Annotated in this window: 18 protein-coding genes; 13 read left to right on the top strand and 5 right to left on the bottom strand. The window is 67.0% G+C overall.

Annotation, left to right across the window (positions count from 1 at the left end; all coding sequences use genetic code 11):
* Positions 1 to 99: 99 nt before the first annotated feature.
* From tsf to ACQHGV_RS08890, 13 genes are all read left to right on the top strand, one after another.
* Complete coding sequence (gene tsf / locus ACQHGV_RS08950; RefSeq protein WP_440977930.1) at positions 100 to 1,035, top strand: translation elongation factor Ts; 936 nt, start codon at positions 100 to 102, stop codon at positions 1,033 to 1,035.
* A 450-nt stretch (positions 1,036 to 1,485) separates the two neighbouring features.
* Positions 1,486 to 2,211: a UMP kinase gene (gene pyrH / locus ACQHGV_RS08945; protein WP_183951869.1), complete on the top strand. Its 726-nt coding sequence runs from the start codon at positions 1,486 to 1,488 to the stop codon at positions 2,209 to 2,211.
* A gap of 3 nt (positions 2,212 to 2,214) precedes the next feature.
* Positions 2,215 to 2,772, top strand: coding sequence for a ribosome recycling factor (gene frr / locus ACQHGV_RS08940; protein WP_440977929.1), 558 nt, complete (start codon positions 2,215 to 2,217; stop codon positions 2,770 to 2,772).
* A 41-nt stretch (positions 2,773 to 2,813) separates the two neighbouring features.
* Positions 2,814 to 3,530: an isoprenyl transferase gene (locus tag ACQHGV_RS08935; protein ID WP_440980177.1), complete on the top strand. Its 717-nt coding sequence runs from the start codon at positions 2,814 to 2,816 to the stop codon at positions 3,528 to 3,530.
* Between the two features lie 65 nt (positions 3,531 to 3,595).
* Positions 3,596 to 4,363, top strand: coding sequence for a phosphatidate cytidylyltransferase (locus ACQHGV_RS08930; RefSeq protein WP_440980176.1), 768 nt, complete (start codon positions 3,596 to 3,598; stop codon positions 4,361 to 4,363).
* Positions 4,363 to 5,520, top strand: coding sequence for a 1-deoxy-D-xylulose-5-phosphate reductoisomerase (locus ACQHGV_RS08925; RefSeq protein WP_440977928.1), 1,158 nt, complete (start codon positions 4,363 to 4,365; stop codon positions 5,518 to 5,520). Before ACQHGV_RS08930 ends, ACQHGV_RS08925 begins: the two co-directional genes overlap by 1 nt.
* On the top strand, positions 5,517 to 6,653 hold the full coding sequence (rseP, locus tag ACQHGV_RS08920) for an RIP metalloprotease RseP (RefSeq protein WP_440977927.1): 1,137 nt from the start codon (positions 5,517 to 5,519) through the stop codon (positions 6,651 to 6,653). Before ACQHGV_RS08925 ends, rseP begins: the two co-directional genes overlap by 4 nt.
* A 70-nt stretch (positions 6,654 to 6,723) precedes the next feature.
* Positions 6,724 to 9,462, top strand: coding sequence for an outer membrane protein assembly factor BamA (gene bamA / locus ACQHGV_RS08915; protein ID WP_409790771.1), 2,739 nt, complete (start codon positions 6,724 to 6,726; stop codon positions 9,460 to 9,462).
* Positions 9,462 to 10,136: an OmpH family outer membrane protein gene (locus ACQHGV_RS08910; RefSeq protein WP_409790773.1), complete on the top strand. Its 675-nt coding sequence runs from the start codon at positions 9,462 to 9,464 to the stop codon at positions 10,134 to 10,136. Before bamA ends, ACQHGV_RS08910 begins: the two co-directional genes overlap by 1 nt.
* 21 nt (positions 10,137 to 10,157) lie before the next feature.
* Positions 10,158 to 10,646 (top strand): 3-hydroxyacyl-ACP dehydratase FabZ, encoded by a 489-nt coding sequence (gene fabZ, locus ACQHGV_RS08905; protein WP_440977926.1) that lies wholly within the window; start codon positions 10,158 to 10,160, stop codon positions 10,644 to 10,646.
* Positions 10,647 to 10,740: 94 nt separating this feature from the next.
* Positions 10,741 to 10,971 (top strand): 50S ribosomal protein L31, encoded by a 231-nt coding sequence (gene rpmE / locus ACQHGV_RS08900; protein WP_007404343.1) that lies wholly within the window; start codon positions 10,741 to 10,743, stop codon positions 10,969 to 10,971.
* 136 nt (positions 10,972 to 11,107) lie between these two features.
* Positions 11,108 to 11,422 carry a PilZ domain-containing protein gene (locus ACQHGV_RS08895; protein WP_183951863.1) on the top strand — a complete coding sequence of 105 codons (315 nt, stop codon included), beginning with the start codon at positions 11,108 to 11,110 and terminating at the stop codon, positions 11,420 to 11,422.
* 80 nt (positions 11,423 to 11,502) lie between these two features.
* Complete coding sequence (locus tag ACQHGV_RS08890; RefSeq protein ID WP_440977925.1) at positions 11,503 to 12,906, top strand: L-serine ammonia-lyase; 1,404 nt, start codon at positions 11,503 to 11,505, stop codon at positions 12,904 to 12,906.
* Between the two features lie 9 nt (positions 12,907 to 12,915).
* Here the strand turns inward: ACQHGV_RS08890 and ACQHGV_RS08885 are convergent, their stop codons facing one another.
* From ACQHGV_RS08885 to ACQHGV_RS08865, 5 genes are all read right to left on the bottom strand, one after another.
* Positions 12,916 to 13,713 carry a ThuA domain-containing protein gene (locus tag ACQHGV_RS08885; protein ID WP_440977924.1) on the bottom strand — a complete coding sequence of 266 codons (798 nt, stop codon included), beginning with the start codon at positions 13,711 to 13,713 and terminating at the stop codon, positions 12,916 to 12,918.
* Positions 13,714 to 13,883: 170 nt separating this feature from the next.
* Positions 13,884 to 15,440 (bottom strand): DHA2 family efflux MFS transporter permease subunit, encoded by a 1,557-nt coding sequence (locus ACQHGV_RS08880; RefSeq protein WP_440977923.1) that lies wholly within the window; start codon positions 15,438 to 15,440, stop codon positions 13,884 to 13,886.
* Entirely contained in the window at positions 15,440 to 16,627 is a 1,188-nt protein-coding gene (locus ACQHGV_RS08875) for an efflux RND transporter periplasmic adaptor subunit (RefSeq protein WP_440977922.1), read from the bottom strand. Before ACQHGV_RS08875 ends, ACQHGV_RS08880 begins: the two co-directional genes overlap by 1 nt.
* The gene (locus ACQHGV_RS08870; RefSeq protein WP_440977921.1) at positions 16,624 to 18,033 is read right to left on the bottom strand and encodes an efflux transporter outer membrane subunit; all 1,410 of its coding nucleotides are present in this window, start codon (positions 18,031 to 18,033) and stop codon (positions 16,624 to 16,626) included. The genes ACQHGV_RS08875 and ACQHGV_RS08870 overlap by 4 nt, the downstream gene beginning before the upstream one ends.
* Positions 18,030 to 18,482 (bottom strand): MarR family winged helix-turn-helix transcriptional regulator, encoded by a 453-nt coding sequence (locus tag ACQHGV_RS08865; RefSeq protein WP_440977920.1) that lies wholly within the window; start codon positions 18,480 to 18,482, stop codon positions 18,030 to 18,032. The genes ACQHGV_RS08870 and ACQHGV_RS08865 overlap by 4 nt, the downstream gene beginning before the upstream one ends.
* Positions 18,483 to 18,645 lie beyond the last annotated feature (163 nt).

Here is an 18,645-nt window from a genome sequence, read left to right as displayed (position 1 = left end):
CCGTCGGTGACATCGGCTTGACATGCAAGCCGTGCTAAGGGCCGCCTCCGATGGGGCGGCCCTACCCGCATCCCCCTTTTCAGACAGAGGATTGAGACAATGGCCGATATCACCGCAGCGATGGTCAAGGACCTGCGCGAAAAGAGCGGCGCGGGCATGATGGACTGCAAGAAGGCGCTGGCCGAGGCGAATGGCGACATGGACGCCGCGCTGGACTGGCTGCGCACGAAGGGCCTGGCGGCCGCGCAGAAGAAGTCGAGCCGTACCGCCGCCGAGGGTCTGGTCGGCGTCGCCACCAACGGCACCGTCGGCGCCGCCGTCGAAGTGAACTCGGAAACCGACTTCGTCGCCAAGAACGACCAGTTCCAGGCGTTCGTGAAGGACGTGACCGCGATCGCGCTGAAGACCAGCGACGACATCGAGGCGCTGAAGAACGAAGCGATGCCGCAGGGCGGCACCGTCGCCGAAGTGCTGACCAACAATGTCGCGACCATCGGTGAGAACCAGTCGCTGCGTCGCGCCAAGCGCCTCGAAGTGTCGAAGGGCGCGGTCGTGTCCTACGTTCACAACCAGCAGGCGCCGGGCCTGGGCAAGATCGGCGTGCTGGTCGCGCTGGAGTCGGAAGCCGCCGACGACGTGCTGCAGTCGCTGGGCCGTCAGCTGGCGATGCACATCGCCGCTGCTTTCCCGAAGGCGCTGAACGAGGAAGACCTGGACGAGGCCGAGATCGAGCGTGAGCGCGCGATCGCGACCGAAAAGGCCGCCGAATCGGGCAAGCCCGCCGACATCATCGCCAAGATGGTCGAAGGCTCGATCGCCAAGTACCGCAAGGAGCACGCGCTGGTCAGCCAGCTGTTCGTGATCGACGGCAAGACCAAGATCAGCGACGTCGTGGCGAAGGCCGGCAAGGACGCCGGTGCCGAGATCAAGCTGGTGGACTATGTCCGCTTCCAGCTGGGCGAGGGCATCGAGAAGGAAGCGTCGGACTTCGCGGCTGAAGTGGCGGCGGCTTCGGGCGTTCCGCAGAAGGCGTAATCCTTCGCGCCGTCCCTTGATGGGACGGTGACGGTTCAAGGGGAGCGGCTGCCGCAAGGTGGCCGCTCTCTTTGCGTTTGGGGGCTTTTTCAAATCCTCCCTGAGCTACGCTCGGGGAGGGGGACCATCGCGTTAGCGATGGTGGAGGGGCCATGACGGGCGGGTCATGCCCCTCCACCACGCCCTGCGGGCGCGGTCCCCCTCCCCAAGCGAGCTTGGGGAGGAATGGAATTTCCAACCTCCGTTCGCCCTGAGCGAAGTCGAAGGGCACGCGATGAACGGAGCCGCATGGGCTTCGACTTCGCTCAGCCTGAACGGGGGTGGGGTCATGGGCCGGGGTCGCTTGCGTGCGTCCCACGAAAATCCCCGCAACCCGCCGCTCCACGGTTGCCCGCCGCCCTGACGCCGCCTAAGGTCCGCGCCACTTTCATGACCAAGATCCGAGAAACGATGACCACCCCGCCCTTTAAACGCATTCTCCTCAAATTGTCGGGCGAGGTCCTGATGGGCGAGGGGGGCCTGGCCATCTCGCCGGAGATCACCGCGCGTGTCGCGCAGGAGATCGCCGATGTGCGGGCCAAGGGCTATGAGCTGTGCGTCGTCGTCGGTGGCGGCAATATCTTCCGCGGTCTGTCGGCGGCGGCCAAGGGCATCGAGCGGGCGACCGCCGATTATATGGGCATGCTGGCGACCGTGATGAACGCGCTGGCCGTCCAGAACGCGCTGGAGCAGATCGGCGTCGACACCCGCGTCCAGTCGGCCATCCCGATGGCGAGCGTGTGCGAACCCTTCATCCGTCGCCGCGCCGAGCGGCATCTGGAAAAGGGCCGCGTGGTGATCTTCGCCGCCGGTGTCGGCTCGCCCTTCTTCACCACCGACAGCGGTGCCGCGTTGCGGGCCGCCGAGATGAAGTGCGACGCGCTATTCAAGGGCACCAGCGTAGACGGCGTCTATGATGCGGACCCGAAGAAGGTGCCAACCGCGACCCGGTATGAAACGGTCAGCTATTCCAAGGTTCTGTCCGATGACCTGAAGGTCATGGACGCCTCGGCCATCGCGCTGTGCCGCGACAACAATATCCCGATCGTCGTCTTCAACATCCGCCAGCATGGCAATTTCGGTGCCGTGCTTGCCGGCGAAGGCGTGTCGACGATCGTCCAGAACCAAGGAGCGTAAACCATGGCCGCTTATGACAAGTCCGATCTCGAACGCCGCATGCAGGGCGCGGTGGAGTCGTTAAAGCACGACCTGAACGGTCTGCGCACCGGCCGCGCCTCGACCGCGCTGCTCGATCCGGTGACGGTCGAGGTGTATGGCAGCCACATGCCGCTGAACCAGGTCGCGACCGTTTCCGCCCCCGAGCCGCGCATGCTGTCGGTGCAGGTCTGGGACCGCTCGAACGTGTCGTCGGTCGAAAAGGCGATCCGCTCGGCGGGTCTGGGCCTGAACCCGATCAATGACGGTCAGACGCTGCGCCTGCCGATCCCCGACCTGACCGAGGAGCGCCGCAAGGACCTCGCCAAGCTGGCCGGCAAGTACGCAGAGGGCGCGCGCATCGCCGTGCGCAACGTGCGTCGCGACGGCATGGACAGCCTGAAGGTCGACGAGAAGAAGGGCGTCTTCGGCGAGGACGAGCGCAAGCGCCACGAGACCGAGGTGCAGAAGCTGACCGACGCCACCATCGCCGAGCTGGATGCGGCGGCGGCGGCCAAGGAAAAGGAAATCCTGGGCAAGTGAGTCCTCCGGCCGCCTCGGCCCAGACGGCTCTGGGGTCGCTGGTGGCCGTGCCCGATACGGGTGCGGTCCCGCGTCACGTCGCGATCATTATGGACGGCAATGGCCGCTGGGCCAAACGCCGTCTGCTGCCCCGCTTCGCCGGTCACAAGGCCGGGGTCGATGCCGTGCGCCGCATCGCGCGTGCGGCGCGGGCGATGGGGATCGAGGCGCTGACGCTCTACGCCTTCTCGTCGGAGAATTGGCGGCGGCCCGAGACCGAGATCAGCGACCTGATGGGTCTGCTGCGCATCTTCCTGCGCAAGGATCTGGCCGAGCTGGTGTCGGACAATGTCCGGCTGCGGGTGATCGGCGATTATCGCCGCTTCCCCGCCGATCTGGTCGCGATGATCGACGATGCGATCGTGCGCACGGCGGGCAATAGCGGCCCGATCCTGGCCATCGCGCTGAATTACGGTGCGCAGGCCGAACTGGTCGAGGCCGCACGGCGGCTGGCCAGCAAGGTCGCGGCGGGTGAGATGACGGCCGATGCGATCACGCCGGAGGCGATCGAGGGCGAGTTGCAGACCAACGGCCTGCCGCCGCTCGATCTGGTGATCCGCACCTCTGGCGAACAGCGCCTGTCCAACTTCCTGCTGTGGCAGGCGGCCTATGCCGAGTTGTTGTTCGTCGACACGCTCTGGCCCGATTTCGACGAAACCGCGCTGGCCGATGCGGTCGCCGAGTTCGGACGGCGACACAGGCGTTTCGGCGGCCTGTGACCGATCCCCAGATCGATCCCGCCGCGACGCCGGTCGAAGGGCCGGCAACGCCGCCGGCTGCCGGCATGTCCAACCTGACCAAGCGGGTGTTGGCCAGCATCGTGATGATCGCGGTGGCCAGCCTCTGTCTGGCGCTGGGCGGGCTGGCCTTCTGGCTGCTCGCCGTCGTCGTCGGGCTGTTCATGATGGCCGAGTGGTCCGACCTGTTGAAGGTGGACCGAGCGCGCAAGCGGCTGGCGCAGTTCACCTTGTCGGTGCCGCTGGCGATCATGGCGCCGGGGCTGGCCGCCGGACCGGGCTTTTTCGCACTCGGGCTGATCGCGGCCGCCTTCTTCTTCCTGACGATCATTTCGCGACGGCCCGAATATGGCGCGGGCGCGCTCTATGTCGGTCTGCCGGTCCTGTCGCTGCTCGCCATTCGGCTGCATGTCGATGGGCTCGCGCTGTCGCTCTGGGCGATGGCCTTGGTCTGGGCCTGCGACAGCGGCGCTTTCTTCGTCGGGCGGCAGTTCGGCGGGCCGAAGCTCGCGCCCAAGATCAGCCCCGCCAAGACCTGGTCCGGCCTGATCGGCGGCGTGGCGGCGGCGACGCTGCTCGCGGCCGTCATGCGCTGGGCGCATGGTTTGCCGCTGCATCTCGTCATCGCGACCCCCGTCCTGGCGGTGCTGGCGCAGGGCGGCGACCTGTTCGAAAGCGCGCTCAAGCGGCGGGCCGGGGTCAAGGATAGCGGCAATGTGCTGCCCGGCCATGGCGGCGTGATGGACCGGCTGGACGGTATCGTGCCGGTCGCGCCGATCGCGGCTCTTCTGATCTTCCTGCCGGACCTGTTCTGATGCGCAGCGTAACCATTTTGGGGGCGACCGGATCGGTCGGCACCTCGACCCTCGACCTGATCGAGCGTGAGCCGGACCGTTACCGTGTCCGCGCGCTGACCGCCAATTGCGACGTGGCCAAGCTGGCCGCCGCAGCCCGGCGGACCCATGCCGAGCTGGCGGTCGTGGCGGACGAAAGCTGTCTGCCCGATCTGCGCGACGCGCTGGCCGGCACTGAGACCCGCGTGGCGGGGGGGCGTACGGCGGTGATCGAGGCGGCGGCGCTGCATGCCGACTGGACCATGGGCGCGATCGTGGGCTGCGCCGGGCTCGAGCCGGCCATGGCCGCCATCGCCAATGGCGGTACGGTGGTGCTGGCCAACAAGGAGCCTTTGGTCTCGGCGGGCGAGGTGGTGTTGGCGGCGGCGGCCAAGGCGGGGGCGACGCTGCTCCCGGCCGACAGCGAGCACAACGCCATCTATCAGTGCTTCGACTTCGACCGCCCCGAACGGGTGCGCCGGATCGTCCTGACGGCCAGCGGCGGACCGTTCCGCACCTGGACGACCGAGGACATGCGCCGTGTCACCCCCGAACAGGCGGTGGCGCATCCCAACTGGTCGATGGGCGCCAAGATCTCGGTCGACTCGGCGACGATGATGAACAAGGGGCTGGAACTGATCGAGGCCGCCCGCCTGTTCCCGGTCCCCTCCGACCGGATCGAGATCGTGCTGCACCCGCAATCGGTGATCCATTCGGCGGTCGATTATATCGACGGCTCGATGCTGGCGCAGCTGGGGCCGTCGGACATGCGCGTACCGATCGCGCATTGCCTGGCCTGGCCCGACCGGATGCCGACGCCGATGGCGCCGCTCGACCTGATCGCGTTGGGGCGGATGGACTTCGCCGCGCCCGATCCGGTACGCTTCCCCGCGCTGCGGCTTGCGCGTGCCGCGCTGGAAGCGGGCGGGGCGGCACCGGCCATTCTGAACGCCGCCAACGAAATCGCGGTGGCGGCTTTTCTCGGCAAGCGCATCGGCTTCCTCGAAATTGCCGCAATCGTCGAGGATGTTCTCCATCGCTACAACCCGGCCCCGCCGGAAACGCTCGACGCGGTGATCGCGATCGATGCGGAGGCGAGGGTCTTGGCGGGCGAGCGCGTAGAGGATTGCATCGTTTGATCGAAACCCCCGGCCTGTTGCTGACCATCCTGGCCTTTGTTTGCGCGCTCGGTCCGCTCGTGTTCGTTCACGAGATGGGGCATTATCTTGCCGGCCGCTGGTTCGGCGTGAAGGCCGAGACGTTCGCGATCGGCTTCGGTCGCGAGATCGCCGGGTTCACCGATAAGCGCGGCACGCGGTGGAAGATCGGCTGGCTGCCGCTGGGCGGCTATGTGAAATTCGCCGGCGACATGAACCCGGCCAGCCAGGCGGACGCGGCCTGGCTGTCGCTGCCCCCCGAGGAGCGCGCGCGCACCTTCCAGGCCAAGCCGGTATGGGAGCGCGCGATCATCGTCGCGGCGGGGCCGGCGATCAACTTCTTCGCCGCCATCCTGATCCTCGCGGGCTTCGCCTATGCCTATGGCGAAGTGGTGATCCCGCCGGTCGTCGGACAGGTGATGCCGGGCAGCGCGGCGGCCGCGACCGGACTGAAGCCGGGCGACCGGGTCACCGCGATCGACGGCCGGGAGGTCACCGACTTCGCCGACATCGCACGCTATGTGCAGATTCGCGCCGGCGAGCGCGTGACGATCGCCGCGACGCGGAACGGCACGCCCTTCACCACGTCGACGACCATCGGCACCGATCAGCAGCGCGACCGCTTCGGCAACGAATATCGCGTCGGCCGACTGGGCCTGCGCGGCGCTGGCACGATCGACGTCCAGCCGGTCGGCCTGCTGCGCGCGCCGGTCGTGGCGGTGAAGCGGACTGGTGAGATCGTCCGCATGATGGTCGAGACGCTGGGGCAGGTGATTTCCGGCCGCCGATCGGTCAAGGAACTGGGCGGCCCCGTCTCGATCGCCAAGGTGTCGGGCGAGCAGATGTCACTGGGCCTCGACGCCTTTGTTTTCTTCGTGGCCCTGGTGTCCATCAATCTGGGGTTCATCAACCTGTTGCCAGTGCCGATGCTGGATGGCGGCCATCTTTTCTTTTATGCGATCGAAGCCGTGCGGCGACGCCCCCTGGAGCCGGCGGCTCAGGAATGGGCGTTTCGCGGCGGTTTGATCGCGATCCTGGCTCTGATGCTGTTCGTGACGTTCAACGATCTGGGCAATTTGGGGCTTTGGAAGAATATCGCCGGCTTGATCGGGTGACGCCGATGGGGCAGGGCGCGAGTACGACAGGGGTCGGTTCGACTTTTCTGGGGTGGGTTTGGTGACAGCAATGACGGGTATGAAGACTGTGCGCGCAGGCGCCATGCTGCTGGCGGGCACGATGCTGTCGGGTGTTCCCGTCATGGCGCAGGTCGCGCCGGCCGGTGCCGCGCCGCAGACGACCGCGACCCAGGTGGCCGCACCGGCGCCGCAGCGAGTGATCAAGACGCTGCGGGTCGAAGGCGCGCAGCGTATCGAGCCGGAGACGGTGCTCTCCTACACCAAGCTGCGACAGGGCATTCCCTATACGCCTGAAACGCTCGACCAAGCACTGAAGGATCTGCAGGCGTCGGAGCTGTTCGCCGACTATTCGATCTCGGGCGTCGAGACCGGCGACATCGTCCTGCGCGTCCGCGAAAACCCGATCATCAACCGGGTGATCCTGGAGGGCAACAAGCGCCTGAAGGACGACAAGATCAAGAAGGAGATCAAGCTCGCGCCGCGGCAGATCTTCACCCGCACCGCCGTCCGCCAGGACGTGGCGCGCATCGTCGAGCTGTATCGCCGCCAGGGCCGGTTCGGCGCGGTGGTCGAGCCGAAGATGGTCAATCTCGACCAGAACCGGGTCGACATCGTGTTCGAGATCAGCGAGGGGCCGAAGTCCAAGGTCCGCCAGATCAACATCATCGGCAACGAGAAATTCTCGGACGACGAACTGCGCGGCGCGATGTTCACCAAGCAGTCGCGCTGGTTCCGTTTCCTGTCCTCGGCGACCAGCTATGATCAGGATCGCCTCGCGGCCGACCAGCAGAAGCTGCGCCAATTCTATCTGACCAACGGCTATGCCGATTTCCGCGTGACCAGCGCGGTCGCCGAGCTGACGCCCGACAAGCGCGACTTCATCATCACCTATGTGGTCGAGGAAGGTCCGCGCTATAAGTTCGGCGATGTGAAGGTCGACAGCCAGATCCGCGACTTCGACAATACCAAGCTCGCCGCGTCGCTGCCGATGAAGAAGGGCGACTGGTACAACGCCAAGCTGGTCGAGGACTCGATCGACAGCCTCAGCCAGACCGCTGGCCTGTTCGGCTATGCCTTCACCGATGTGAACCCCGACTTCCAGCGTGACAAGGACACGCTGACCATGTCGATCACGTTCAACATCGCCGAGGCGAAGCGGACCTATATTGAGCGCATCGACATCAACGGCAACACGCAGACGCAGGACAAGGTCGTCCGCCGCGAAATCCGCGTGGCCGAGGGCGACGCCTTCAACAGCTTCCAGGTCCGCCGCAGCCAGGACCGCATCAACTCGCTCGGCTATTTCCAGGAAAAGCTGGAGATCAAGCAGAACCCCGGCTCGACGCCCGACCGCATTGTCCTCGAAACCAATGTCGAGGAACAGTCGACCGGCTCGCTCCAGTTGTCGGCCGGTTACTCGTCGCTCGAGCGCTTCATCGTCCAGGCGAACATCACCCAGCGCAACTTCCGCGGCAAGGGGCAGGAACTGCGCGCCGGCGTGAATTATTCGGCCTATCAGAAGTCGATCGAACTGGGCTTCACCGAGCCTTATGTGTTCGACAAGAATATCGCGCTGGGCGTCGACGTGTTCCGCCGCGACTTCAACTCGTTCAACTTCAACCTGGGGTCGCGTCAGACGACCTACACCCAGGTCTCGACCGGCTTCCAGGTCCGTGCCGGCGTGCCGTTGACCGAATATTGGTCGCTGTCGGGCCGCTATGGCCTCAGCTATGACGAGGTCGGCCTGGCGCGCGATTTCTTCAATGCCGATGGCAGCTGTAACTTCCAGCAGGTGGGCCGCTATTTCTGCGACTCGGTCGGCAACCGCTGGACCTCGTCGATCGGCTATTCGCTGATCTTCGACAGCCTGAACAGCCGCCTGCGTCCGACCGCCGGTCATCGCTTCTCGCTGAGCCAGGACTTCGCCGGTCTGGGCGGCGACGTGAAATATATCCGCACGCGCGCCGAGGGCGCCAAGTTTATGGGCCTGGGCAAGGGCTTCGTGTTCTCGGTGCTGGGCGAGGGCGGCTATATCCACTCGCTGGAAAAGAGCCGTGGTCCCGGTATCGATCCGGTCCGTATCGTCGACCGTTTCTATCTGGGCGAGCCACAGTTCCGCGGTTTCGACATCCGTGGCGTCGGCCCGCGCGTGCTGCGTATCCCGTACAATGTGGCGGCAGACGGCACGCAGACGCGCGAGACGGATCGCCAGCGGTTCTTCGATGACGCACTGGGCGGCCGCGCTTATTATCTGGCGCGTGCCGAACTGGAACTGCCGCTCGGTTCGGGCGCCCGTGAAATGGGTCTGCGGCCCAGCATCTATGTCCAGGCGGGCAGCCTGTGGGGCATCACCCGTCCGCTCCCCTCGCTGGGCTTCCCGCAGGCGAAGGATGCGAATGGCAAGCTGCTGTTCAACAAGGATGGTTCGCCCACTCTGGCGCCGATCGCGGCGACCGATCAGCAGGGGCGGCCGCTGTATCAGGTGCCCACACCCGCAGCGGGAACGACCGATCCGAACGCCGGCCTGCAGACGACCTGCCCGGTCGGGTTCTCGTCGACCCTGGGTGGTGCCTGCACCGGCACGTCGGTCAACACCGCGGTCCAGAACACCAATTACACCCTCGAGGAATTCTACGGCGGCACGTGGAAGCCGCGCGTGTCGATCGGTATCGGCGTGAACTGGAATTCACCATTTGGACCGCTGCGCATCGACCTGGCCAAGGCATTGGTCACGCAGCCGGGCGACGACCCCAAGCTCATCACTTTCAACGTAGGGACGCAGTTCTGATGAAGACGATTTCCAAGCTCCTCCTCGCGGCGGCCCTGGTGGCCCCGGCCGCCACCGTCGCGACCAGCGCGCAGGCGCAGGTCAACGGTGTCGCCGTCGCCGATCCGCAGGGCGCGATCGCCGGTTCGCGCGCCTGGGCCGCCGCCCGCCAGCAGATCGAGACCACCTACAAGACCCAGCTCGACCAGGCCGAGACGCGCCGCACCGCGCTGACCCGCGAGCTGGAGCCGCTGGTCCAGGCGTTCCAGACCGCGCGTTCGCAGCCCAACGCCAACCAGGCCGCGCTGCGCACCCAGGCCGAGCAGATCGAGACCCGCCAGCAGGCGGCGAACCAGGAACTGCAGCGCCTGACCCAGCCGGCGGTCCGTGCGCAAACCTATGCGGTCGAGCAGCTCCAGGCGCGTCTGGGCGAAGCGGTGCAGAACGCCGTGCGCGCCAAGAATGTCAGCCTGCTGGTCAGCCCGCAGGCCGTGCTGTTCATGCAGCCGACCGCCGACATCACCACGGCCGTGACCGCCGAGCTGGACAAGCTGGTCCCGACCGTCAGCATCACGCCGCCCGCCAACTGGCAGCCGGGCCAGGGTGGCCAGCAGGCCGCGACCCCGGCCAACGCACCGGCCCCCGCCGCCGCACCCGCAGCGGCCCCGGCGCGCCGTCAGAACAGCGGCCGGTAATTTCGGTCGATGACTGACCCAATGACTGACCCGACGACCGACGGGGCGAAGACCGTCATCGGCCCGATGGATGTTACCCGGGTCATGGCGGCCATCCCGCATCGTTACCCGATGCTGCTGGTCGATCGTGTCGAGGAGCTGATCCTCGACACGTCGATCCGCGCGGTGAAGGCCGTGACGATCAACGAGGCCTTTTTCCAGGGCCATTATCCCGGCCGTCCGATCATGCCGGGCGTGTTGATCGTCGAGGCGCTGGCGCAGGCCGCCGGCGTCCTGGGCGTGGAAAGCCTGGGCCTCGCGAACTCGGGTAAGCTCGTCTACTTCATGTCGATCGACGGCGTGAAGTTCCGCAAGCCCGTCGAACCCGGCGTCCTCCTCCATCTGGAGGTCGAGTTCGTGTCGAAGCGAACCCGCGTCTGCAAGTTCGCCGGCGTCGCCAAGATCGACGGCGTGGTCGTGGCGGAAGCCCATTTCACCGCGATGATCGCCGACCCGCCCGCCGAGGCGTAAGCGGTCGCGGTTTTGACTAACGGAGCGCGGTCCGCTATGGGCCGCGCTTCCCGCTTTCAGGCTGGTCGGAACCAGCCATTTCCGGAGCAATATCATGAAGACCGACACGCATCCCGACTATCACATGATCAAGGTGCAGATGACCGACGGCACCGTGTTCGAAACCCGCTCCACCTGGGGCAAGGAAGGCGACACGATGCAGCTCGACATCGATCCGCTGGCGCACCCGGCCTGGACCGGTGGCCGTGGCCAGATGCTCGACACCGGCGGTCAGGTCGCGCGCTTCAACAAGCGTTTCGGTGGCGGTCTCACGCTCCGCAAGTAATCGCCCGCACGCCATTCGGCGTCGCTGGACAAAGGCCCGGTGCTTCCTCGCGGAGCGCCGGGCTTTTTTTGCGTAAGACGCTGTGGCGGCAAAATTCCTTTGCGATGTGTTAACCAGCCTGCTTTAGCTTCGAGCCATGTTCGCCGCTGAATTCGAACCCTTGCAACCTCCAAGCCGCCGCCGGTCGAAGCGTGCGGCGGTGGCGGTCGAGACCGAATATGAAAGCGACGGCATGGCGCGCGCGCTGTGCAAGGTGCTGGACATTTCCGCCCATGGCGCACGGCTCGAAACCTATACCGAGCTGCAATGCGGTATGACGATCGGCCTGCGTCTGCCCAAGATCGGGCAGGTGATCGCCCGAGTCGTCTGGGCGACCGACTTCGCGGCGGGGTGCCAGTTCCATGAGCCGCTCGACAAGGAATCCTTCGCGATCCTCGCACCGCTCGCCTGAACCGCCGGGCAGGCGGTAACGGGTGGCCAGTCGGATGGGCATGGGTTATGTCGGGCCAACTCGTAACAATTGGAACGATCTTGACCCTGCCCGCCATTCCCGCCGCCACGCCATCACGAGCCGAGGACAGCGTCGCCGCGGTCAGCGTGACGGAGCTGTTCACCATCGGCATCGGGCCGTCGAGTTCGCACACGGTCGGACCGATGCGCGCGGCCAAGGCCTTTGCGACCGAGATGCTCGACACCGGGCTGGTGCCGGACCGGGTGCAGGCCGAATTGTTCGGTTCGCTATCGTTGACGGGGCGGGGACACCATAGCGACCGCGCGGTCCTGCTGGGGCTGGCGGGCGAGACGCCCGAGGCGATCGATCCCGATGCGATCGAGACGATGCTCGCCACCATCCGCGACACGAACCAAATCATGCTCGACGGGCGGCATGCGCTGGCGTTCGATTGCGAGGAGGATCTGCTGTTCCGCCCCGGCTTCCTGCCGGCGCATCCGAACGGCATGGTCTTCACCGCCTTCCTGTCCGATGGCAGCGCCGTCGTCCGGCGCTTCTATTCGATCGGGGGCGGCGCGATCCGCATGGAGGGCGCCGAGCCGATGAAGACCAACAGGCGGTTGGCGCATCCCTTCGCCTCGGGTGCCGAGCTGCTCGAACGTACGGCGGAGACGGGACTGTCGATCGCGCAGATCGTGCGGGCGAACGAGGCGGCGTGGCGGGAGGATGGCGAGACCGATGCCTTTCTCGACCGGGTGCGCGATGCGATGTGCGCCTCGATCGAGCGTGGCTGTGCCGCCTCGGGTATCCTGCCCGGCGGGCTGAAGGTCCAACGGCGCGCGCAGGCGATCAAGCAGAAGCTGCTCGACCGCGGGCCACGTACCGACCCCAGCCTGGTGTTCGAATGGGTCAGCCTGTGGGCGCTGGCGGTCAATGAGGAGAATGCGGCGGGCGGCCGCGTCGTCACCGCGCCGACCAACGGGGCGGCGGGCGTGATCCCGGCGGTGCTGCGCTATTATGAGGCCTTCGTCCACGGCGCGACGCGCGACGGGACGCGCACGCTGCTGCTGACGGCGGCGGCGGTGGGGATGCTCTACAAGAAGCGCGCATCGATCTCGGCGGCGGAAATGGGCTGTCAGGGCGAGGTCGGCGTGGCCTGCTCGATGGCGGCGGCCGGGCTGGCGGCAGCGCTGGGCGGCAGTCCGGCACAGGTCGAGAATGCGGCCGAGATCGGCATGGAGCATAATCTGGGCCTGACCTGCGACCCGATCGGCGGCTTGGTGCAGATTCCCTGTATCGAGCGCAACACGATGGGCGCGATCAAGGCCATCAACGCCGCCTATCTGGCGCTGCACGGCGACGGCCGGCACATCGTCAGCCTCGATCAGGTGATCGAGACGATGCGCCAGACCGGCGAGGACATGAAGTCGCAGTATAAGGAAACCAGTCTGGGCGGTCTGGCGGTGAACGTCGTCGAATGCTGATCCCGCCGATCAGCGCGCCGCCCAGCGGATCGCGTTGGTCAGGATGCGGCGATAGGACGGATCGTCGTACAGCTGCGGCTCATGCCCCAGTGCGGAGTAGAAGACTCGCCCCCTGGTGCGCGGATTGATCCACATGACCGGGTGGTGCGCGCCCATGCGGAGCTTTTCGCCGGGGCGATAGCTGTTCTCGTCCACCTGGGCGAGCACGGTCATGCCTTGCGCGGCGGGGTTGCGGTCGAAGCTGTACCATTCGTCGCGTGCGACCCAGGGCAAGGTGACGCCCGCCAGGATCGGATGGCGCGGTTGCGTCGCGGTCACCTGTGCGGTCTGGATATGGTCGGGGCCGTTGGGGTGGCCGATGAAGGTCGTACCGATGATCGTATCGGCGTACCACGGCGTCTTGTGGCTATCGTCCCCGGCGGCATGGAGCGCCACGACACCGCCGCCGCGTGCGACGAAGCGCGCGAAGGCGGCCTGCTGTTCGGGCGTCAGAAAGTCGCCGCTGGCACTGTTCAGCACTACCACCGAGAAATGACGCAGCTGATTGTCGTTGAAAACCGCCGCGTTTTCGGTGGTGTAGCTCGCGCGGCCCAGCCGCTTGGCGATGTCGGCCAGGACCGCGTTGGAATGCGGGATATGCTCGAAATGCCGCCAGCCATTGGTCTTGGAGACGATCAGCACGCCGCGCGCGATGCCGGCGGGCAGGGTGGGGGCGACAGTGTCGACGACCTTTGTGGGCAGATGCGGGTCGGAGGGTGCCTGTACCGCCGCGACCAGCGCGATCATCATCAGCGTTTTCAGCATCATCCGTCTCCCTTTTGGGAGAGCGTAGCAAGCTGACGGCTAAGGGCAATGCATTCCTCCCCTGCAAGGGGATGGGGACCATGCGGAGCATGGTGGAGGGGTGTCCCCAGCAGCGGTGACACCCCTCCGTCAGTCCTGCGGACTGCCACCTCCCCTTGCAGGGGAGGAATAATCTAGTCCGCCGCGATCGGGCCGTCATGCGGCTTGGGTCGCCGGGTGAACCATGTCAGTGCCGCCAGCACGATGCACAGCCAGGCCGAGACATAGAAGATGTCGGTCGAGGCGAGCAGATAGGCCTGGCCCACCATCTGGCGCGTGACGGCGGCGGCGGCCTGGGTATCGGTCAGCCCGAGATGGTTCAGCCCCATCCGCGCCATGTGCCAGACCGGGTTCTGCCCGATCGCCTCGGCCAGATGCGCCTGGTGCAGCGCCTCGCGCCGGTCCCACATGGTCGTGGTCAGCGAGGCGGCGAAGCTGCCCGCCGTGATCCGCGCGAAGTTCGAGATACCGGTCGCCGAGGGGATACGCGCCTGCGGCACACCGTCCAGCGCGATGGTCAGCATCGCCAGGAAGAAAGTGCTCATCGCGATACCCTGCACCATCAGCGGCAGGACGAAGTCGCCGAAGCTCGCCTGGGTATTGAGGCCCGAGCGCATCCAATAGGACACGCCGAACGCGGCGAAGGCGATCGTCGCCATGATCCGCGCATCGACCTTGCCCGACAGCCGCGCGACGAAGGGCGTCAGCACCACCGCGACCGCGCCGCTGGGCGCGGCGACAAGCCCCGCCCAGGTCGCCGTATAGCCCAGCTGCGTCTGGAGCCAGAGCGGCAGAAGCAGCGTGTTGGCGAAAAACACCGCATAGCCGAGACAAAAGGCGAGGGTGCCGATGGCGAAATTCCGCCCTTTGAACAGCGACAGGTCGACCGCCGGATTGGCGTCGGTCAGCTCCCAGATCAGCCAAGCGATGAAGCCGACGACCGCGATGATCGTCATGACGACGATACGGGTCGAATGGAACCAGTCGTCATTCTTGCCGAGGTCGAGCATCATCTGCAGCGCACCGACCCAGACGACCAGCATGATGAGGCCGACCTTGTCGATCGGCAGGTTGCGGGTCGGCGTTTCGCGAGCGGACAGCCCGCGCCAGCACACGCCCGCGCAGAACAGGCCGACCGGCACGTTGATCAGGAAGATCCAGCTCCAGTGATAATTGTCGGAGATGTAGCCGCCCAGGATCGGCCCCATGATCGGCGCGACGAGCGTGGTCATCGACCAGATGCCGAGCGCGGTCGATCGCTTCTGCGGCGGGAAGATCGAGATCAGCAGTGCCTGGCTGCCCGGGATCATCGGCCCCGACACTGCACCCTGCAGCACGCGAAAGCCGATCAGCGAGGACAGGTTCCACGCGATGCCGCACAGGAAGGAGGCGATGGTGAACAGCAGGACCGAGACGCAGAAGGTGCGCACCACGCCGAACTTGCCCATCAGCCAGCCGGTCAGAGGCACCGCCACGCCGTTGGCGACGGCGAAGGCGGTGACGACCCAGGTCGAATTGTCCGAACTGACGCCCAGATTGCCCGCGATGGTCGGCAGCGAGACGTTGGCGATGGTCGAATCGAGCACCTGCATGAAGGTGCCCAGCGCCAGCGCGAAGGCGACGAGCGCCAGCGCTGGGCCTGTCAGCGGCGCCGGGCCCGCCCCCGCGCCCTGGGAAGGGGCGCCGGCCATCAGCGATTGGCCGCGATGATCTGCGCGATCCGGGCCTCGACCGCCGGGTCGTTCGCATCGGTGGCGGGGGTACGATAGGCCTGGGTCGCCGCCGTGCCGATACGTGGGCCGCGCTGGTCGGCGGTGTCGACCGTGACGGTCGCGGACAGGCCGACGCGCAGCGGGTTCTGGCGCAGTTCATTGGCGTTCAGGCCGATGCGTACCGGCACGCGCTGGACGATCTTGATCCAGTTGCCGCTGGCGTTCTGCGGGGGCAGCAGCGCGAAGGCGTTGCCGCTGCCCGCGCCCAGGCCGATGACCTTGCCATGATAGACGATCTTGCCGCCATACATGTCGGCGACGATGGTCGCGGGCTGGCCGATGCGCAGGTCCTTCAGCTGCGTCTCGCGGAAATTGGCGTCGACCCACAGCCGGTCAAGCGGCACCACCGCCATCAGCGGGGTTCCGGCGGCGACCTGCTGGCCGACCTGCACGGTGCGCTGTGCGACGACGCCGTCGATGGGCGCGATGATGTGCATATGGTTGCGGGTGATCGCGGCGCGGCGATAGGCGGCGATGGCGGCCATCACGGCGGGGTTGGTGCCGACCTGGGTCCCCTGCACGGCGGTCCTGGCCTGGGCGGCCTGCGCACGGGCGAGGTTCAGATTGGCGGTGGCGACCTTCACCGCATCGGCGGCGTGCGACAGCTCCTCGCCCGATACCGCGCCCTCGGCGGCGGCACCCCGGCGGCGGGCATAGTCGGACTGGGCGCGGGCCAGCTCGGCCTGCGCCTGCACGATCGCCGCGCCGCTCTGGTTGACCTTGGTGAAGTCGGCGCGGGTCGCGCGCACCGCCTGCGCCAGCTGTGCGGCGGCCGAGGCCAGCCCGACATCGGCGGTGGCCGGATCGAGGTCGATCAGCGGCGCACCGGCCTTCACCGTCTGGGTATTGTCGGCATGGATGGCCAGCACCGTACCCGGATCGCGCGCGGTGATCGACACCACGTCGCCCGCGACATAGGCGTCGTCCGTCTCTTCCTCGGGCTTGGCGAGCAGGAAGTGGAACACCGCCCACACGATCGCGACGAGGACCACGACGACGATCAGGATGGTCAGGCCCAGGCGGCGCGCCTTGGGCTTGCCGCCGGTCGGGGCCTGGGTCGTGGGGGCGGCCGGTGCGGGGGAGGGGGCGGCTTCGGTGTCGCTCATTGCGTGATACCTTGCGAGGAAGAGGAGAAACCGCCGCCCAGCGCGACGGCCAGCGCGATGCGTGCCTGGACCGCGTCGGCGGCGAGATTGATGTCGGCCTGCTGCGCTTCGAGCTGGCGGATGTCGGGATCGATCAGCCCGAGCTGCGATTGCAGCCCGCTCGACACGCGAATGGCGTTCAGGCGGCGGGTCTCGGCCAACCCGCGTACCACCTCGCGCTGTCGTGTCCGCTCGGTGGCGATGGTCCGGCTGCGCGTCACCGCATCGGCGGCCTCGCGCACCGCGCCGACGACGCGGTTGTTATAGTCGGCGGTCGCCAAGTCGAGCGCGGCGGTCGCCCCGGCAAGGCCGGCGCGCAGCCGTCCGCTGTCGAAGATCGGCAGATGGATGGCCGGCCCGACGCCCGCCGTGGCGGCATCGGTGGTGAACAGATTGCCGAGCCCCACCGCCTGGAAGCCGGCCAGCGCCATCAAATTGACGTTGGGCAGGAAGGCCTTGCGCGCCACCTCCTGGCCCTTGCTCGCCGCCTCGATCCGGGCGAGCGCGGCGGCGATGTCGGGCCGGCGCGAGAGGAGATCGGCGGGCACGGCCGCCGGCATGGGCAGCGCGGTATCGAAGCCCAGCCGCGTCGGCGTGATGGTGGCGGGATAGTCCAGCCCGCGTCCCGCCAGTGCCGCCAATGCATTGCGCGACAGGGCCGTCTGCGCCTCCGCCCGCGCCAGCGCGACCTGCGCCTGGGCGAGCAGCGTCCGGGCGCCGGTGGCGTCGAGCTGGCTGGCCAGATTGTTGCGGATTCGCGCCTGGATCAGCGTCAGCGAATTGCTGCGCGTCGCGATGGTACTGCGCGCGATGGCCGCCTGCTGCTCGGCGCGGGCCAGTTCGACATAGGTCTGCGCCACCGCGCTGGCGATGGCGAGCCGCGCCGCCGTCACGTCGAGCGCGGCGGCACGGGTCGAGGCGCGCGCGGCGTCGATGGCGGCGGCCTGTCGCCCGAACAGGTCGATCGTCCAGTTCAGATTGGCCTGCGCCTGGCCCAGCCACTGGGTCGTGCCGGCAAAGGGTGGCGGGATCGTGTAGCGGCCCGAGATCCGGCTATATTGCTCCTGCGCGTTCAGCGAGACGTCGGGGCCATTGTCCGCACGGCGGCTGGCCAGCACCGACTCCGCCTGCCGCAAGCGGGCGAGCGCGATGTCGAGCGAGGGGTTGCCCGCCAGCGCGTCGGCCATGATCCGGTCGAGCTGCGCATCGCCCAGGCCACGCCACCAGTCGGCCGCGACGAGCGGCGCCTGCGCGTCGCCCAGGCCCAAGCCCAGCCGATCCGGGGCGATCGGTGCGACGGCGGGGTGCGTCTGTGGCGCGGAACAGCCGGCCAGCAACAGGCCGATGGCGAGGGCGAAGCACTTCATGCCACCGTCTCCAGCTTGTTACGCAGTCGCAGAAGATAATCGACCATCTGCTCGACGTCCTCGGGTGCCCAGTCGGACAGCCACACATCCCATTGCGCCACGACCTTCTCCTTGCAGCGATGCGCGACCGAGCGCCCTTCGTCGGTCAGGCTCAGCCGCACGACGCGGCGATCCTCGGTGCAGCGGCTCCGCTCGATCAGGCCGTGCTCCTCCAGCGTGTCGACGATCCGGGTGGTGGCACCAGTGTCGTGACACAGATGACGCGACAATTCCGCCGCCGTCCCCGCCAGATCGTAGAGAAGCGCCATCAGCGCGGTCCATTGGACGTGCGTGACTTCCTCATGCTCGAAGATCGGCTCCATGCCGATCCGGGCGAGCTGGAACACACGCTTGGTCAGATAGCCGACCGAGCGTTCGGGGTCATAGGAGTCGGGTTGCTGCGTCACCATATCGCTGCCTTGGCAATGATTGCCTAGGCAGTCAATATCCCATGGCAGGATGACGCATTTGTCATGACGTGAACGCGGTCTGTCATGCGCGTGTAACATCATATCCTGTATTTGCTCAGCTTTTGGTTGGAGTATCCCCTCATGCGCCCTCCCAGCGCTCGTC

It is taken from the genome of Sphingomonas pseudosanguinis, assembly GCF_052056765.1.
Lineage (GTDB): Bacteria > Pseudomonadota > Alphaproteobacteria > Sphingomonadales > Sphingomonadaceae > Sphingomonas > Sphingomonas pseudosanguinis.
Note: the sequence above shows the minus strand (reverse complement) of the source record. Positions and strands in the feature narration are given on the sequence as shown.

Coding starts and splice junctions, on each gene's coding strand:
- tsf (WP_440977930.1), top strand. CDS start 100: ATGGCCGATATCACCGCAGCGATGGTCAAGGACCTGCGCGAAAAGAGC.
- pyrH (WP_183951869.1), top strand. CDS start 1,486: ATGACCACCCCGCCCTTTAAACGCATTCTCCTCAAATTGTCGGGCGAG.
- frr (WP_440977929.1), top strand. CDS start 2,215: ATGGCCGCTTATGACAAGTCCGATCTCGAACGCCGCATGCAGGGCGCG.
- ACQHGV_RS08930 (WP_440980176.1), top strand. CDS start 3,596: ATGTCCAACCTGACCAAGCGGGTGTTGGCCAGCATCGTGATGATCGCG.
- ACQHGV_RS08925 (WP_440977928.1), top strand. CDS start 4,363: ATGCGCAGCGTAACCATTTTGGGGGCGACCGGATCGGTCGGCACCTCG.
- bamA (WP_409790771.1), top strand. CDS start 6,724: ATGACGGGTATGAAGACTGTGCGCGCAGGCGCCATGCTGCTGGCGGGC.
- ACQHGV_RS08910 (WP_409790773.1), top strand. CDS start 9,462: ATGAAGACGATTTCCAAGCTCCTCCTCGCGGCGGCCCTGGTGGCCCCG.
- fabZ (WP_440977926.1), top strand. CDS start 10,158: ATGACTGACCCGACGACCGACGGGGCGAAGACCGTCATCGGCCCGATG.
- rpmE (WP_007404343.1), top strand. CDS start 10,741: ATGAAGACCGACACGCATCCCGACTATCACATGATCAAGGTGCAGATG.
- ACQHGV_RS08895 (WP_183951863.1), top strand. CDS start 11,108: ATGTTCGCCGCTGAATTCGAACCCTTGCAACCTCCAAGCCGCCGCCGG.
- ACQHGV_RS08885 (WP_440977924.1), bottom strand. CDS start 13,713: ATGATGCTGAAAACGCTGATGATGATCGCGCTGGTCGCGGCGGTACAG.
- ACQHGV_RS08880 (WP_440977923.1), bottom strand. CDS start 15,440: ATGGCCGGCGCCCCTTCCCAGGGCGCGGGGGCGGGCCCGGCGCCGCTG.
- ACQHGV_RS08875 (WP_440977922.1), bottom strand. CDS start 16,627: ATGAGCGACACCGAAGCCGCCCCCTCCCCCGCACCGGCCGCCCCCACG.
- ACQHGV_RS08870 (WP_440977921.1), bottom strand. CDS start 18,033: ATGAAGTGCTTCGCCCTCGCCATCGGCCTGTTGCTGGCCGGCTGTTCC.
- ACQHGV_RS08865 (WP_440977920.1), bottom strand. CDS start 18,482: ATGGTGACGCAGCAACCCGACTCCTATGACCCCGAACGCTCGGTCGGC.